Here is a 17,047-nt window from a genome sequence, read left to right as displayed (position 1 = left end):
ATTATCTGACTTATTTACCTTTGAATTTGTGGTTTCTTGATATCATTTGCCTAAATTATATGTTTTTTTCAAATGTTCCAGTTTACCTTTTATGCCATTATATAAAGTGTCAGCTCCTTCATCTACTGACATACCTTTTAGTTCAATACTTTCTAAAACATCACCCAAAATTGACTGAATTGCAGAATCTTCAAAGAAGATAGTTTCGTTTAAAACGTCTACATTTTGCGAATAGTCATAAGCTTCTTTTACAGCACCTTGAATCGCATTTTTTTCAACCAACACTTCTGCTGCTTTTTTAGAGGCAGGTACACCACGACTCACCCCTAAAATTTCATTCGCTTTACTGCCGTTTAAGAAATCGTTCAAGAATTCTCCTGCTGCCTCTGGATTTTTTTCAAATTGACTGATACTAAATAGGAATGTTGCTTTAGCAATTGAATAAGTACCTTTAGCGTCAGGATTTTTCAACATATCAGCCACCAATAATTCCTGACCTGTCTCTTTTAATGACTGCTCATTCGCCATAACGCCACCAGTCCACTCCAAAACACCAGCATATTCACCTTTGATAAATTTTGTGGTATTGGCAAGAGAGGCTGGCTCTGAACCAACATTTTCTAAATAATCTTTTCGACTGTTAAAGGCACCAACATTGACCATATCCATGTACCAAGCAATGGCTTCTTTATAATCAGCCTTACTATAATTCATATTCCCCTTATCATCAAACTCTGTTTTACCTGTTTTTTGTTGCAAATAAATGCCCGTCGCTAAGTGAGGTTGCGGCACAGCTAATGGAAATGAGCCATCGGGGAATTTTTTAGCTGCTTCCTTTAAATCATCCCATGTTTTAGGAATAGCTACACCATTTTTTTCAAATGCTGTTTTATTAAATAAGACAGCTACAACATTTTTCCCTAGCGGAATACCATTTTGAACACCAGCAAATTCGCCCAGTTTCAAGAACTCTTTATCATATCCAGATAAATCAAGTGACTTAATTTTGCTCAAATCATAGAAACCTTTTCCATCTGTTGAAAATCGTGCAACTTGATTTCTATCTAATTGGATAATATCTGGTGTCGTTTGTTCCCCTCCTGCAAGCATAGTTGTTACTTTCTCTTCCAACGATCCAAATCCAACATATTCGCCTTTAACTTTAATCGTTGGATTTTCAGCTTCAAAATTCTTTATCATCTTTAATGTCGCTTGATTTCTATCATCATTTCCCCACCACCAAAAACGCAGAGTTGTTGTAGCATCTTGATTACTTTTTGAAGTACTTTTTTTGCCCAAATTTGAGCAAGCAGCTAAACTAGCCCCAACTATTAAAATTACAGCTAATCTTATACAGTTTTTCATCGTTTTTCTCATGTTCTTCTCCTCGTCCTTTTACAACTTGTCTTGTCATTTCGCAGTTGAAATATGTTACGTTTTTTGATAGTATTATGACTAATAAAATATTTCTTATCAATCAAATGCATAATTTAAAATTGATATACCCTATCAGATAAAATAAGAAAGCGCTTTCTTATTTTTATTGTAATAGAAGTTTTTGAAAAAAGATATAAAAAAACGATTCTTTTATATCAAAAAACGAAACTATTATTTTTTGATTTAAAACGCTTAATTTTAAATAAATTACTAGTTAAACTAAGGAAAATAATATGAGATATTACAACTTACCGAATGAAAAATTACCTTTTGGCTTTGAACACATTGGGAATCATTGGCAACAACCACCGATTTCAAGGCCTCAAGGTCATCCTAAGTACCATTGGTTACATACTGAAAGTGGACAAGGAATTTTTTCAATTAAAAATGAAAAAACATTTATACTCCAAAAAAATCAAGGCATTTTGATGCGACCTTTTCTATCCCATCATTACGAACCACATGACAAGACCTCTTGGATAACTTCTTTCGTAACTTTTAATGGCTTTTTATCAGATAGTTTAGATAAAATATTAGGTACTAGTGACTATATTATTTTTGAAGAACCCTTAATTTCCGAATTACAAGACATAATAGATGAATTTCTAGATACTTTTGACTTGATTCATGCCAATGAGTTACTCTATTCAGAAAAGTGTTACCATTTTTTATTAAAATTGGGTCAAAGTCATCTTGATACACTTCAGATAGAAGATAGAAATCATGACTATATCAAACAAGTTTTGGAATATATCCATACACATGAATTTTCAGAATTCACAGTGGAAACATTGGCAAAGGAACTTTTCGTCTCTCCTCAATATTTATCGAAGATTTTTCATAGATTTACAGGGAAATCCACGATTAAATTTTTGACAGATCTCAAAATTGATAAAGCCAAAAAAATTCTGACACTACAGCCCAACCTATCCATCACAGAGTTGGCTAATACATTAGGATTTTCTTCCAGTAGTCATTTTATTGCTACATTTAAAAAATATACAACTATCACACCTAAAGCCTTTCGCCAGTTATTTTTTGGTGACAATCATGGCAATAAATTGGAAGATTGAATTTACTAGAATGTTTAAAAGAGACTGGAAAAATTCCTCAAATTTAATAGCTTATAGTCAATTCTAAAATAGAAAAACTGTATGAAATCAACGTTTTGAAAATGAATTTCATACAGTTTTTTAGTTTTAATGCCTTTGTCACATCCTCAATGATTTAATGTTACCTTTTCATCAAATCTTAGTTTTTAAAACTATGAATCGGTGCTGGAATATGACCACCACGCGCGATGAAGGCTGCGGAAGATTCTTTGTGAACTGGCATGACAGGCGCTGTCCCAAGTAAACCACCAAACTCAATCTGCTCGCCGACTTTACCTTTAGGAATGACCCGAACAGCTGTCGTCTTCATGTTAATCACGCCAATCGCAGCTTCATCTGCAATCATAGCCGAAATCGTCGTCGCAGGTGTATCTCCTGGCACAGCGATCATGTCCAATCCGACACTACAAATCGCAGTCATGGCTTCAAGTTTTTCAAGATTGAGCACGCCAGCATTAACCGCCGCAATCATGCCTTCATCTTCGGAAACTGGGATGAAGGCGCCTGAGAGACCACCGACTTGGTTACAGGCCATGACACCACCTTTTTTAACTTGGTCATTGAGCAAAGCAAGTGCCGCAGTCGTCCCATGTGTCCCGACCATTTCGAGACCCATTTCTTCTAGGATACGCGCGACAGAATCGCCAACGGCAGGTGTCGGCGCAAGCGATAAATCGACGATGCCAAACTCTACGCCTAAGCGTTCAGATGCCATTTTTCCGACCAGTTGTCCCATGCGTGTGACTTTGAAAGCCGTTTTCTTAACCACTTCAGCGACAACATCAAAGGACTCACCCCGAACTTTTTCAAGGGCACGTTTCACGACACCGGGACCTGAAACCCCAACGTTGATGACCACATCTGCTTCGCCAACACCGTGGAAAGCGCCCGCCATGAAAGGATTGTCCTCAACAGCATTGGCAAAGACAACAAGTTTCGCACAGCTCATATCGTCTAGTTTGGCAGCTTCTACAATGATTTCTCCGATGTCACGGACAGCATCCATATTAATTCCGGTTTTCGTAGAGCCAACATTGACTGAGCTACAAACATAGTCAGTCGCTGCGAGGGCCTTAGGTAAGGAATTAATCAAAATTTTATCGCCTTTTTGATAGCCTTTTTGGGCAAGTGCTGTGAACCCACCGATAAAGTCAATACCGATTTCCTTGGCTGCACGATCAAGTGCCAAGGCAAACGGTGTGTAATCAGTCGCATCAGTTGCGGCACCGATAATTGCGATTGGTGTTACGCTAACGCGTTTATTGATAATCGGAATACCGAGTTCGTCGCCAATTTCATCGCCAATTTTAACGAGATTTTTTGCCTTGCTTGTAATTTTTTGATAAATTTTTTCACAGGCCCGATCACTATCGCTATCAATACAATCCAGAAGGGAAATCCCCATTGTAATCGTCCGAATATCGAGATTTTCTTCTTCAATCATGCGAATTGTTTCAAGAATTTGATTTTGTTTCACTTCATTAACCTTTCTGCCTTTCTGAGATTTCAAACATTTAATACGACTGAAAATTAAAGTTGGTGCATGGCCTCAAAAATGGCTTCATTCATGATTTTAATATCAACTTTTAAACTTTCGCCTAGTGATTCAAGATTTGTCTTCACTTCTGGGAAACGCTCCGTTGCTTCAATTTCAACCACCATGTTCATGGTAAAAAAGCCGTCCATGATCGTTTGTGAAATGTCGATGATGTTCACATCAAGTTCTGTCAAACGTGTTGATACCCCTGCTACGATACCTGTTTTGTCTTTTCCGATAACTGTCACAATTGCGCGCATTAGATTCTCCTTTTAAGCTAGTGAGACGACTATTTGGGTAGGCGGAAAATTTCCATTCAGCCAATCAAGTAGTCAATACTCTGTTCCTATCTATTTTTTGATATAATAGTTAGTAATATTATATCACAAAATCGCCATAATTTTTAGAAAATTTTGTCTTTTAGGCTTTTAGGATAGAGGAAAACAATGACCTTCAAAATATTTCTTAATTTCACGCGCATTCAGACCTTACCTGCTGCGCTTTTATCACCGATTGCCGGTGTCATTTTCGCACTTTATACCTTCAATAGCTTTCATTTTCTACCAACGCTGCTATTTTTCATCGGTCTGATTGCCATTAATTTATTTGTTAGCGCTTGGAATAATCTCATGGATTACAAAAAAGCGCTCGACCCAGACTACAAATCTCACGAAAATATCCTGTCAACACGCAACATTGCACCTAGTCTGGCATTCAAAATTTGTTTAACGCTACTTGCTATTGACCTGATTGTTGGCATTGCTGTTGTCCTAACGACCAATATCGCGATTTTACCCATTGGCGCGCTATGTTTCATTATCGCCATTTTCTACACGTTCGGTCCTTTTGCCTTCTCTCGTTTCCCGCTGGGTGAGGTGCTTGCTGGCTTTGCTGAAGGCCTATGTGGTTTCTTCTTCGGCCTCTACATCAACGCTTTCGATACTAATTTCTTCACGGCTCATTTTCAGCAATGGTTGCTGATTTTCAACATCAATTTCGCGACGCTCATACCCATTGGCCTGGTGGGGATGATGTGCTTCTGTATGAATTTCAACGTCATGTTGGCTGATAACATCTGCGATTTGGCGCAAGATGAAAAAAATGGTCGTTTGACTCTGCCGCATTTTATTGGTGTTCATAACGCTTTGAAATTATTTGTTAGTATGTACGGCTTGGCTTGTATCGCTGTTTTGACAGGCGTGTTGACTGGTGTCCTACCGAAGACAGTTCTGCTCATGAGTTTGGTGTCACCTTTGATTATCCGAAATGTCAATCAATTCCTGAACAAACAGGATAAAAGAGAAACTTTCATCCTGTCTGTTCATAATTTGATGCTTTACAATGGTGCCTTGGCGATTACGATTGCTCTAGGATTGATTTGGGGATAAAATATTTTAGTGAAAAGCATTTGTTTGGTGACATGCTTTTTATTTTGGTTTGCATTTCATTTGTAGATTAATTTTTTGGGAATTACGTTAAAAATCAACTTGTAAGTGAAATTTGATAGAAAATAAGACTAAAATCAATTTGTAAGTGAAATTTGATTAAAAATCATGCTATAATGAACTTATAAATGAAATTGGAGGTAGACAGAATGATTTCTAGACCAAAATACTTAAGTAAAATTGTTCCCTTTATCGATATAGAATTAATAAAAGTCATCTCAGGTGTTAGACGTTCTGGTAAATCTTTCTTACTTGAAGCGATTCGTGATCATATTCTCGCTCAAAATCCAGAACATCATATTATTGAGATAAATTTTGAAAAACTAGAATTTGAACCACTTCTTGACTACCACGCCTTAAATAACTATCTAACTGATAAAATAGACGCTGCATCGCCCAAAAAATCTTACATATTTTTGGATGAAATTCAAGAAGTAACTGGCTTTGAAAAAGTCATCAATTCATTGCGGGCGACATATTGCGAGCAAGTTGACATTTTCGTAACTGGTAGTAATGCCAAACTACTCTCTAGCGAGCTATCTACCCTGATTGCTGGCAGATACGTTGAATTCGATGTCTATCCCTTTACTTTTGATGAATATCTAAGTGCTAAAAAACTTCACTATCCCGAAATTTCAAATACAGAAGCTTTCATGACCTACATTAATGATGGTGGCATGCCATTTATCGTGGCTCAAAATCTTTTGCCAGAACAACGGGATAATTATTTATCTGATGTTTATAACTCAATTATTTTGAAAGACGTCATTGAACGCAATCAAATTCGTGATGCTGACTTACTCAAACGAATTTATCGTTTTGCCATTGGCAATGTCGGTAGAGTATTTTCTTCGCTTTCTGTTGTCAAATTCCTAAAAAACGAGCACATCAACACTTCAGTCGCAACAGTTAATAATTATATTGATGCTGGTGTAGATGCTTATTTCTATATCCCTGTTCGTAAATTTAACATGGAAGGTAAGAAATTACTCAAGACACAAGAAAAAATCTATACTGTTGATCACGGTTTAAGACAAGCTATTTTAGGACGAAATGAACAGGATATTGATCTTATTCTTGAGAATATTGTATTGCTTGAACTGAAATCTCGCGGTTATCAAGTGACTGTTGGCAGTTCAAATCATCTTGAAATTGATTTTATTGCCGAAAAAGTCGTGAATCATCAGATGGAGAAACTCTATATCCAAGTCAGCTATCTGCTTGCCAGTGCTGAAACTGCTAAGCGTGAGTTTGCATCTTTAGAAGCTATCTCTGATAGTTTTCCTAAGTATGTTTTGTCGCTCGATCCGCTACTGCGTGGTAATGATAAGGGGGTTCGGCATTTGAATTTGGTGGATTGGTTGTTGGGGGAATAAAATAAAATCGCGTGAAATTCCATTTTCTCAAATGTTAATTTCACGCGATTTTTATATTGTTGCATTTAGGCTAGAATTTGAATTTTATCTCAGGCTCTTTTCACTATCTAAAACTTTGAGAGCCTGTTGAGACATATACCACATTAAAACAGGTGGAATTGCATTTCCAATCTGTATGTATGCTTGATGATCACTAACTGGAAACTTGAAATTATCCGGAAAAGACTGTATTCTCGCTGCTTCGCGTACTGTAAATCTTCTATAAAGTTCCTTTTCTTTATCAACGAGTAAAACAGGGTCTCTTGAATTCAGACTTACTTTTGCTAAATGCGAAGTTAATGTCAAGCTAGGTTCGTTTAAGTCCTGAGCTAATCCACGCTTCATATTATTCTTGGCATTTTTAAGTCCTTGAACTGCACGTTCGCTAAAGTAGTATTTTTTATCGTCTATTGCTAACTCATCTATAACTTTTGACAACGGAATCCAAGGCTTTCCAAAGAGCCCACCTTCAGAGTGAGTTGCTTCTGGAAATACAAACTCCGTTTCAACATCATTCCGAACACCAACAATAAATAACCGATGTCTTTTTTGTGGTACACCATAATCAGCTGCATTTAGTATGGTGTATTGTACACGATAACCTAGTGCTTCAAATTCTTTAACTATTTTTTTTAAAATCTCACCTTTTTGTAACAGTGCTAAGCCCTTGACATTTTCCCCAATGACTACTTTAGGTTTTACCTGTTCAACTAGTCTTAACATCTGTTTATATAATTGAGCGCGGTCATCATAAGGATCTTTAGTAGGATTAACTGTGCTAAATGATTGACAAGGAAATCCCCCTAAAATGATATCAGCTTTGTACCCTGTTAAGTCCAGTTCTTTAATATCAATATTTTGAGCGAGAGGTCCAAAGTTTTCTCTTAATGTCTCAACTGCAAATTTGTTTATATCAGAAATATGAGTGAATTCAATATTATTTTTTTTATAGTTTTTACCTAAATATTTAAAACCGCCTCTAAATCCGAGGTCTCCACCCCCACCTCCAGCAAAAAGTGATATTGCTTTATACTTCTTATTCAAACTCTCTCCTATCATCTATTGCTAAACCATTAAATTCAAGTCGATAATTTACTGGAAAAACTGAAATGCTTTCTTCTTTGAATTTTTTGAATGGATTTTTAATTATAATCATCATTGGACCATCTTGGGTGAAATATACTCTGTATATTTCATACGATTTTCCCCACTGTTGAGCAGCAACCCATTCGTTACGAGTAATATTTAATATATCTTGCCACTCATTGTCTTCAATGTTAGGCTTTGTTACTCGTTTAGTAGATTTTACTTCTATATATTTTACGAACTCAGGACTATCTGATTCGTTTGCAAAAATTGATTGAATGTCGTATCCAAGTCCCTTAGTTTTTCCGAACATATGGATTTTATTTGTTAATCGTTTGTTAAACTCGCTGACCCGATCAAGTTCATATTGATATACAAGCTTTTCTCCCTCATCTCCCAACTCAATAGTAGTTAACTTTCGGAGATAATTGAATACAGAAGAATCATTTGTTGGAATTTTATACTCTAAAGCACTTATAGTTGTTGTAAAATCAATATCATTAGGTGTAAGTGATTGATAAAATATATCCCAATCATGGTAAAACTTAATTTTAGAATCAGAATCTGAAAGATTATATTTGTAAGGATCGACACCAAGAATCATTGAATATTCACTGAATTTTAAGAGGAGGTTCTTTTCCAAAAGATTTGGATAAATATCCCCACCGCTTCGTTTTATTAAGTTTGCAAGTTCAAGATAATTAAGCTGTTCCCTAATATGTTGCGTAAATCTACTTCCAGATTCTAGTCTTTTACTTATAGCATTAAATCTATCACAAATAATTGTATCTATAACTTCTGTTGATGTAGCAATACCTTGTAAGACATCCAGGTTATTAAGGATATAGTATCCAATTTCATTCTGAGTTAATACAACTTTCCGCTCGTTTGCTTCTAGTAGAACTTTCACAACAAAACATAGCGGACGAATTTTGATTTTGTTCTCTACATTTCTTTGTAATGTTTGAAGTTTATCCATACCATTTGGAAATTGTAATTTAAAGCACATTTCTTTGAAAAAAGAAGGTTGGTCTCCATCTTCTAAAAATTTTTTACCCCTATCAGAAAAATAAATAACTCCGTTCTTATTGTAAAATAAACCAAAAAGCTTTCCGGCAATCTCTGTACGATGATTATCTAAAGTTTTTTTAGAATTAATTGTAAGAACTCTTTTTAATCGTTCATTAAATTGAACTTTAAATACATCCTTTTCGATAGGAGCTATTTCATTGATTATCTGTGCATATGCAGGTAACAGGTCGTCTAATGAATTTATTGCTTTTCCACGAATGATTGTACAGCGATATTGATTTTCAGAATTATAAGTCATCTAAACACCTCTTTACTTCACCAGCTAAACTCTTAGCTAATAAGGGCGGAACAGCATTTCCTACTTGCTTTAACTGGCTAGTTTTACCACCGTAAAAAATGAATGTATCCGGAAATGATTGAAGACGAGCAGACTCTCTTACAGTCGGAACACGATTAAATTTATAGTGGAAGTGATGGTTATGTCCAGTGTCAATTGTCATACTAGGTTTGCTGCTATCTATTCTTGTCCAAGCAATGTTAACTTTTCTGGTCTGTTGTAGTTCGATAGGAAGACTTTTATAGTTGCCACCATCAGGAACTAGAGATATAATCCGTTGAGTTCGTTCAGTGTGTGCAGTTATTACATGATTATAGACACCCAAAGATGATTTTCGAATACTCTTTTGATATTCAGACTGTGGTTCATAAGGATAAAGAGAACCATTTTTGAGTGAAATTTCTGGTAAGTCTGAAATTGCTTCAAGACTGGTGACTGGAGAGGTGATACTTGTTTTTACTGGGTATACAAAATTTTTAATACCTTTTTGAGTTCCAACAAAAAAGACACGTTTTCTATTTTGAGGTACTCCATAGTCGCTAGCAAGTAAAACTTGGTATTGAACATTATACCCTATAGCTGAAAATTCTTCAATTATAGTATCTTTAACTAGCCCATTCGCCATTGCCAATAAATTTGGAACATTTTCCATTAAAAAGACCTTAGGTCTAAAATACTCTACTGCAGAAACAAATCCTTGATATAATTTATTTCTTGAATCATCTGGATTTCTTTTTCCAGAAATTGAAAAACCTTGACAAGGAGGGCCACCGATGATTACATCGAAATTATTTCCCGCTTTTTCTTCAATTTGTTCAGGTGAAAAATTACCTAAATCTAACTCTATAGCTAGGGAATTTGAATGATTTTTTTCAAAAGTATTTAGTGCATCTTTCCAACTATCTATACCAGCAACGATTTCAAATCCTACTTGTTCAAATCCAGAGGATAAGCCCCCGCATCCACAAAATAGATCTAAGACTCTATTATTCATACAGTTATTACTTCCAATCAGTTAACTTTTTTCGTACATATTATTATATCAAAATATATTATTATTATTTCCTTGAACATCTTAAATCATAAATTGTAATATCTATGAGTATCAAAAAAATGATTCTTCCAATTTTTTAACTCACCCCTCAAAACCCTCATACTCACCAATCAAAGCCTCAGCACATTTCAAGCCGTCAATGGCAGCTGAAACAATCCCACCTGCAAAGCCTGCACCTTCACCACTTGGATAAATACCTTTAGTTGAGACAGATTGGAAACTGTCTTCATCTCGATTAATTCGCAACGGTGATGACGAGCGTGATTCAACGCCTGTCATTACGGCATCTGCCATGGCAAAGCCGTGGAGTTTCTTATCCAATCCTGTCAGAGCTTCTCTCAAGGCATCTGTAATATAATCTGGGAATAAGGCTGACAAATCCGTTGGCTTAACGCCTAAAGAATAGCTTGGTGTGACACTTGCCATTGCAGTTGATGGTTGTTTCTTAAGGAAATCCCCGACTAATTGGGCTGGTGCTTGATAGGTGCTACCGCCTAACTCGAAGGCTTTCTGCTCTAACTCTCTTTGGAAGGCAATGCCTGCCAGAGGATGATCGCTACCAAAATCTTCCGGGAAGACTTGGACTAAAAGCCCGCTATTGGCATTGTTTTGATTCCTTGCGTGTTCACTCATACCATTGGTCACGAGGTGGCCTGCCTCAGATGCTGATGCGACGACAAGACCACCTGGACACATGCAAAAAGTATAAACGCCTCGACCGTTGCTGGCCTTGTAGGTCAAGCGATATTCCGCAGCGCCAAGTCTGGGATGCCCAGCGAATTCTTTATACTGGGCGCGATTGACGACTTCTTGCGGGTGCTCCACGCGAACACCAACCGCAAAGGGTTTAGCCGTCATCTTCACGCCATCTGCATAGAGCTCACTAAACGTATCGCGCGCGCTATGCCCAATCGCCAAAATCGCCTGTTCAGCCAAAATTTCTTCCCCCGTCGTCAGAACCAAGCCTTGCAGCTGACCGTCCGAAATCTTGAAATTTTTAACCTGCGTATTAAACCGCACCTCGCCACCCAGCGCGATAATCTCCTTGCGGATATTTTTCACGATATCACGCAACAAATCCGTTCCAACATGCGGATGCGCCTTGTAGAGAATCTCCTCCGGCGCGCCAGCATTGACGAACTCCGTCAGCACCTTGCGACCACGCAAATCTTTGACACGGCTGGTCAACTTCCCATCCGAAAACGTCCCTGCGCCACCCTCGCCAAACTGCACGTTCGACTGAGGATTCAACTCTCCTTTGGTCCAAAATGCGTCTATGGATTTAACACGGTCATCGACGGCTTCGCCGCGTTCCAGAACGAGTGGCTTGTAGCCCATTTGCGCAAGGAGGAGTGCAGCATACATACCAGCCGGTCCAAAACCGATAACGACTGGTCGGTGTGACATTTTCTTAGTCCCAATTTTGGGATTTTTGTAAGTCAAATCCGGTGAGGGTGCCACATTTTTATACTTGCCGGTCAAAAATTTGCTTTCGTCTTTGAGCTTTACATCTACCGTATAGATAAAGTTGATTTCGCCACGTTTTCTAGCATCAATCGATTCCTTGTAAATTCTAAAATCCAAAATGTCAGTCGGGCGAATTTTCAATTTTTTAGCCACTTGATTTTTAACCGCTGACAGCTCGTCATGGATTGAAATTTTGATTTGTGTAATTCTTAGCATAGGTCTCCGTTATTTGCTTAATTCGAAAGTCATGACCACTGGATTGTGGTCACTTGATTTAAAGTCATTTTGAGTGGTTTTGATGTTCAAGCTCTTGATATTTTCCGATACCAGAAAGCCATCAATCACGCCCAATGTGGAATGGTCGCCATAAGCTGTCCCATTGCTGCGGACTGAAGGCGCATTTGTCGGTGCAACAACCCGCATATTTTTGGACAATTTATCCGTCGGAAAAGGTTTCATCCAAGTCAGCTCGGGATGTGCCTTGCCCGATAAGACATGGTTATAGTCCCCACCGCAGATGACATAATCTCCCGCATCCGCGTGTGCTTTCATGTTATCGAAAAGCTTGGTCAACTGCCCAGATTGAATGACTTCATCTTTGATAAAAGCTGATAAATGGACATTATAGATAAAAAGTTTCTTGCCATTTTGCACAGCCACTTCATTGACACTAAAGGCACGGTCAAGGTCGAAAAATTTATTGAAATTCGTCTCTATCGGTAGGCGATAACGTGTAGCTTCCATTATCTGACCTTTGGATAAGGTCAGCAGACCTGACTTGGCCTTGCCAATCGGCTGGGTAACAGGGTAAAACAAATAGGCTGAATGATAATTATTAGCAAAACTACTATCATAATCTGGATTTTTCTCAGTGAAAAAGTCAGGTTGATTGACTTTAAAGGAACGGTCGCCCTCGTAGTCCACTTCTTGCAGATTGATAAAGTCTGGATTTTCAGTCGTCAACAGCCGATTATCCTCTGTCAAATTTGCTAGGACATCTGCCTTTGAGCGTGCACGGACTTCCTTACCACCGTCCATGAAAAAGGTATAATCAGCGGGATAAGCACCATAACCAATGTTAAAGGTCATGATTTTGTAGGGCTGATTAGCCAAAATATGTTTTGCGTGTTGCGCTTTTTTAATGGGCAAGGTCTGCTTGTCAGGTAGGCGATTATATTGCAGATAGACATAAGCAATGTAGCTACCGACGATTAAAATCAGTAGCATAAGCAAGCCTAAAATAATTTTTATCATGTTTCTCATCTCTTTATTGTATCAAAAAAACGCTAAATTCGCGCTTTTTTTAATATTTTCTAAATCGTTGATAGCGGGCTTCAACCAGCTCGTCAGTTGTCAAATTAAACAAGCTATCGAGTTCTGTGATTAAAGCTGCTTTCAAGATGTCAATGGTGTTCTCTTCTGGAATAACCTTGTCAATCACACCGTTGTCAAGCAAATCTTTAGAGGTAATCTTCAAAAGCTCAGCCGCCTCAGGCGCACGTGATGAATCTTTCCAGAGAATCGTTGCAAAACCTTCTGGCGACAAAATGCTATACATGGCGTTTTCTAACATCCAAACACGATCCGCAACTGCCAAAGCCAGCGCCCCACCAGAGCCACCCTCGCCATTGATAATAGCAATAATCGGCACTTTAAGATCACTCATCTCTAGCAAATTGCGCGCAATCGCTTCGCCCTGACCACGTTCTTCTGCGCCAGATCCGGGAAAGGCACCTGCCGTATTAATAAAAGTGATGACTGGCCGACCAAATTTTTCAGCCTGCTTCATCAAGCGCAAAGCCTTGCGATAACCTTCCGGATGCGGTTGACCGAAATTCCGATCAAGATTATCCTGCAAACTCTTGCCCTTTTGAATCCCGACAATGGTGACAGGGCGTCCAGCAAGACTGGCAATGCCGCCAAGGATAGCCCCGTCATCTCTGAAATTGCGGTCACCGTGAAATTCAATAAAGTCATCGAAAATCTGTGTCGCATAGTCAAGCGTCGTCAAACGATCTTGACTTCGAGCTAACTGGACAATTTTATTTGCACTATCAGTCATTTTAAATCCATTCCTTTCATGAATTGTTCTACCTTACTTAAGTTCTGCTAAATGATATTGAAAAAACTGAGAACAAACATAAGCACCGTTAAACCAAGAAAAACAAAATTTGAAATACCTTTTTGACCTTTTGTCAGACTCCAATTCCAAATCAAACCAAAAATAATACCACCAACAAAACAATTGAAAAACGAAATAATTTGATTATCACGTAATACCGGTTTGTCCCGAAATAAAGAGGGGAAAATCCATAGCGCATAGATAATTGAAAAAACTAGCATCGCTAACATTACAATTAGGTATAACTGCCAGAAAAATAAAGGCATTCTACTAACAACTCTGTTTAAGACAACACCAATGACACTCAGAGGAATATTCGTTTTCCATACTGTCAAGGCGGGCGCTTTCACTTCTTCATTCATTCCCTATTCTCCATATAAGTCAATTACCATTTTACACGCTCTTGTTAAATCATACCGAAACCTCTAGTAAAGCAAGCACGAGCATCAATATGACATAAATGATATTTGAAATACCTTTTTCTCCTTGCGTCAAGCTAGTATTCCAAACCCAAAATTCAAAAACGAAATCACTTTAGAAACACGAAAGACTGGCTTATCACTAAATAAAGAAGGAAAGATCCACAAGGCATAAATAATTGAAAAAACAATGCTTACAATGAGGTTTATTTGCCAATGAAATATCGTCAATTTAATCATAATTCGGTTCAATATAAACCCAACCACACTTGCACCAACACTCATTTTCCATACTGCCAAAGTGGGCACTTTCACTTCTTCAGTCATCTCAATTCCCTTTAGTATGCCATTTCAAAATCTGACCGATTGTCGTCGCCAGTTCTGTGCGTTTGACAATCTTATCAACAAACCCATGGGATTGCAAAAATTCAGCCTTTTGGAAATCATCTGGTAAATTTTCGCGCACCGTTTGCTCAATCACACGTCGACCAGCAAAACCAATAAGCGTCTGTGGCTCAGCTAAGATAATATCCCCTAGCATGGCAAAAGATGCCGTCACACCACCCGTTGTGGGGTCAGTCAAGACTGTCAGGTATAACAAGCCCGCATTAGAATGGCGCTTAACGGCTGCAGATATTTTAGCCATTTGCATCAGGCTCAAAATCCCCTCTTGCATGCGCGCGCCACCAGAGGCTGCAAAAATGACAACGGGTAATTTTTCAGTTGTCGCGTATTCAAACAAGCGAGTAATTTTCTCACCAACAACCATGCCCATCGATGCCATGATAAAGTTGGCATCCATGATGGCAAGAGCTATTTTTTGATCTTTAATCATGGCAGTACCAGTCAAGACAGCTTCATCAAGTTCTGTTTTAGCTTTAACAGCTGCTAATTTATCCAGATAACCCGGAAAATTAAGTGGGTCAGTCGTTTCAATGCCTATAAACAATTCAGAAAATGTCTCTGCATCAACGACAAGGTTCAAGCGTTCCTGAGCTGAAATTCTAAAATTATAGCAACAAAACGGGCAAACTTTCTCTTGTCCTAAATCCTTAGTATAAATCATGTGCTTACAACTCGGACATTTGGCGAAAAGTTCATCTGGTACTTCTGGTGTACTATTCTGCTCATTAAGACGCGATCGGTTAGGATTGATGCGAATGTATTTACTTTTTTTCTTAAATAAAGCCATAGTCTTCTATCAATCCTCTTTTTTTAAGTAATTAGGTAAAAATGTTTCACCCAGAAAAGCTGTGTCGTAATCACCTGCAATGACATGACGGTCAGAAATCAAATCGAGTTGGAATTCAGCATTGGTCTTAACGCCTTCAACTTCAAGCTCAAAAAGCGCACGTTGCATTTTCATCAAGGCTTCGAAACGGTTCTCGCCATGAACAATGATTTTCGCAATCATGCTATCATAATATGGTGGAATCGTATAGCCTTGATACATGGCAGAGTCAACCCGTAAGCCAACGCCACCAGAGGGCAAATACAAGTCCGTAATTTTACCCGGACTTGGCGCAAAATTGAACTTAGGATTTTCAGCGTTAATCCGACACTCAATGGCGTGACCTGTGATTTTGATGTCCTCTTGCGTGATATCAAGTACTTCACCTGCTGCAATCTTGATTTGGTTCTTAACGATATCAACATTGGTCACAAATTCAGTAACTGGGTGCTCTACCTGAATCCGTGTATTCATTTCCATGAAATAGAACTCGCCAGTTGATTCATCTAATAAGAATTCAATCGTCCCAGCATTTTCATAACCTACGTGTTTGGCAGCAGCCACTGCCGCAGCACCAATTTTGTCACGTAAGGTATGGCCAATTGCAATTGACGGTGCTTCTTCAAGCACTTTTTGGTTGTTACGTTGCAATGAGCAATCTCGCTCACCCAAATGGACAACATGACCTTGCTCATCAGCTAAAATTTGAACCTCGATATGGCGTGCAGGATAAATCACGCGCTCCATATACATAGCACCATTGCCAAAAGCAGCTTGGGCTTCAGCTTGAGCAGATGAAAAGTTCGGTAGTAATTCTTCTTGCGAATTAACTTTACGAATCCCTTTACCACCACCACCAGCAGATGCTTTAAGCATCACCGGATAGCCAATTTTTTGTGCGACTTCAAGGGCTTGCGTAGCATCATAAACTTCACCATCAGAACCTGGAATGACTGGCACATTGGCAGCAATCATTTGCGCACGCGCATTGATTTTATCGCCCATTGTATCCATGACTTGAGCAGATGGCCCGATAAATTTAACGCCAACTTCTTCACAAAGATTGGCAAATTTTGAGTTTTCACTCAAAAAGCCAAAGCCCGGATGAATAGCTTCTGCTTGTAAAGTCACGGCAGCCGAAATAATCTGGTGCATATTAAGATAAGAATCGGCCGCTTTAGCAGAACCAATACAAACCGCTTCATCTGCTAACAGAGTATGCAAGGCTTCACGGTCAGCCTCAGAATAAACAGCGACAGTTTGAATACCTAATTCGCGTGCCGCACGGATAATCCGTACCGCAATTTCACCACGATTGGCGATTAATATTTTTTTAAACATATCATTTCTCTT

16 protein-coding genes are annotated in these 17,047 nt (G+C 38.4%); 3 read left to right on the top strand and 13 right to left on the bottom strand.

Annotated elements, in window-relative coordinates; all coding sequences use genetic code 11:
* Positions 1-42: 42 nt before the first annotated feature.
* Positions 43-1,377, bottom strand: coding sequence for an ABC transporter substrate-binding protein (locus ACYQ21_RS01755; RefSeq protein WP_460054510.1), 1,335 nt, complete (start codon positions 1,375-1,377; stop codon positions 43-45).
* A 293-nt stretch (positions 1,378-1,670) separates the two neighbouring features.
* Between ACYQ21_RS01755 and ACYQ21_RS01750 the strand changes: the two genes are divergently transcribed.
* Positions 1,671-2,510, top strand: coding sequence for a helix-turn-helix domain-containing protein (locus ACYQ21_RS01750; protein ID WP_460054508.1), 840 nt, complete (start codon positions 1,671-1,673; stop codon positions 2,508-2,510).
* Between the two features lie 178 nt (positions 2,511-2,688).
* On the opposite strand, the gene ACYQ21_RS01745 is transcribed toward ACYQ21_RS01750, so the two are convergent.
* Together ACYQ21_RS01745 and ACYQ21_RS01740 are read right to left on the bottom strand one after the other, a co-directional pair.
* Positions 2,689-4,026: a DUF711 family protein gene (locus ACYQ21_RS01745; protein ID WP_460054505.1), complete on the bottom strand. Its 1,338-nt coding sequence runs from the start codon at positions 4,024-4,026 to the stop codon at positions 2,689-2,691.
* A 53-nt stretch (positions 4,027-4,079) separates the two neighbouring features.
* Entirely contained in the window at positions 4,080-4,346 is a 267-nt protein-coding gene (locus tag ACYQ21_RS01740) for an ACT domain-containing protein (protein ID WP_460054503.1), read from the bottom strand.
* A 186-nt stretch (positions 4,347-4,532) separates the two neighbouring features.
* On the opposite strand from ACYQ21_RS01740, the gene ACYQ21_RS01735 reads away from it, so the two are divergent.
* Together ACYQ21_RS01735 and ACYQ21_RS01730 are read left to right on the top strand one after the other, a co-directional pair.
* Positions 4,533-5,474 (top strand): UbiA family prenyltransferase, encoded by a 942-nt coding sequence (locus ACYQ21_RS01735; RefSeq protein WP_460054501.1) that lies wholly within the window; start codon positions 4,533-4,535, stop codon positions 5,472-5,474.
* Positions 5,475-5,680: 206 nt separating this feature from the next.
* Positions 5,681-6,907 (top strand): ATP-binding protein, encoded by a 1,227-nt coding sequence (locus ACYQ21_RS01730; protein ID WP_460054500.1) that lies wholly within the window; start codon positions 5,681-5,683, stop codon positions 6,905-6,907.
* An 84-nt stretch (positions 6,908-6,991) separates the two neighbouring features.
* Here the strand turns inward: ACYQ21_RS01730 and ACYQ21_RS01725 are convergent, their stop codons facing one another.
* The 10 genes from ACYQ21_RS01725 to accC all read right to left on the bottom strand — a co-directional run bounded on the left by ACYQ21_RS01725 (position 6,992) and on the right by accC (position 17,035).
* Positions 6,992-7,990, bottom strand: coding sequence for a DNA cytosine methyltransferase (locus ACYQ21_RS01725; protein WP_460054498.1), 999 nt, complete (start codon positions 7,988-7,990; stop codon positions 6,992-6,994).
* Entirely contained in the window at positions 7,983-9,362 is a 1,380-nt protein-coding gene (locus ACYQ21_RS01720; RefSeq protein WP_460054495.1) for a protein NO VEIN domain-containing protein, read from the bottom strand. The genes ACYQ21_RS01725 and ACYQ21_RS01720 overlap by 8 nt, the downstream gene beginning before the upstream one ends.
* Entirely contained in the window at positions 9,352-10,395 is a 1,044-nt protein-coding gene (locus tag ACYQ21_RS01715; protein ID WP_460054493.1) for a DNA cytosine methyltransferase, read from the bottom strand. Before ACYQ21_RS01715 ends, ACYQ21_RS01720 begins: the two co-directional genes overlap by 11 nt.
* 141 nt (positions 10,396-10,536) lie before the next feature.
* Complete coding sequence (locus ACYQ21_RS01710) at positions 10,537-12,138, bottom strand: NAD(P)/FAD-dependent oxidoreductase (protein WP_460054492.1); 1,602 nt, start codon at positions 12,136-12,138, stop codon at positions 10,537-10,539.
* A 9-nt stretch (positions 12,139-12,147) separates the two neighbouring features.
* Complete coding sequence (locus ACYQ21_RS01705; protein WP_460054491.1) at positions 12,148-13,176, bottom strand: endonuclease/exonuclease/phosphatase family protein; 1,029 nt, start codon at positions 13,174-13,176, stop codon at positions 12,148-12,150.
* Positions 13,177-13,225: 49 nt separating this feature from the next.
* On the bottom strand, positions 13,226-13,984 hold the full coding sequence (locus ACYQ21_RS01700) for an acetyl-CoA carboxylase carboxyl transferase subunit alpha (protein WP_460054489.1): 759 nt from the start codon (positions 13,982-13,984) through the stop codon (positions 13,226-13,228).
* A 47-nt stretch (positions 13,985-14,031) separates the two neighbouring features.
* A complete protein-coding gene (locus tag ACYQ21_RS01695) occupies positions 14,032-14,406 on the bottom strand; it encodes a hypothetical protein (RefSeq protein WP_460054488.1) in 375 nt (124 codons plus the stop codon).
* Positions 14,407-14,535: 129 nt separating this feature from the next.
* On the bottom strand, positions 14,536-14,790 hold the full coding sequence (locus tag ACYQ21_RS01690) for a hypothetical protein (protein ID WP_460054486.1): 255 nt from the start codon (positions 14,788-14,790) through the stop codon (positions 14,536-14,538).
* A gap of 1 nt (position 14,791) precedes the next feature.
* The gene (accD, locus tag ACYQ21_RS01685) at positions 14,792-15,655 is read right to left on the bottom strand and encodes an acetyl-CoA carboxylase, carboxyltransferase subunit beta (protein ID WP_460054483.1); all 864 of its coding nucleotides are present in this window, start codon (positions 15,653-15,655) and stop codon (positions 14,792-14,794) included.
* Positions 15,656-15,664: 9 nt separating this feature from the next.
* Positions 15,665-17,035, bottom strand: coding sequence for an acetyl-CoA carboxylase biotin carboxylase subunit (gene accC, locus ACYQ21_RS01680; RefSeq protein WP_460054482.1), 1,371 nt, complete (start codon positions 17,033-17,035; stop codon positions 15,665-15,667).
* Positions 17,036-17,047 lie beyond the last annotated feature (12 nt).

The sequence above is a fragment of the Pseudolactococcus yaeyamensis genome, from assembly GCF_054658615.1.
The sequence above is the reverse complement of the archived record's forward strand: the minus strand, read 5'-3'. Positions and strand labels throughout refer to the sequence as shown.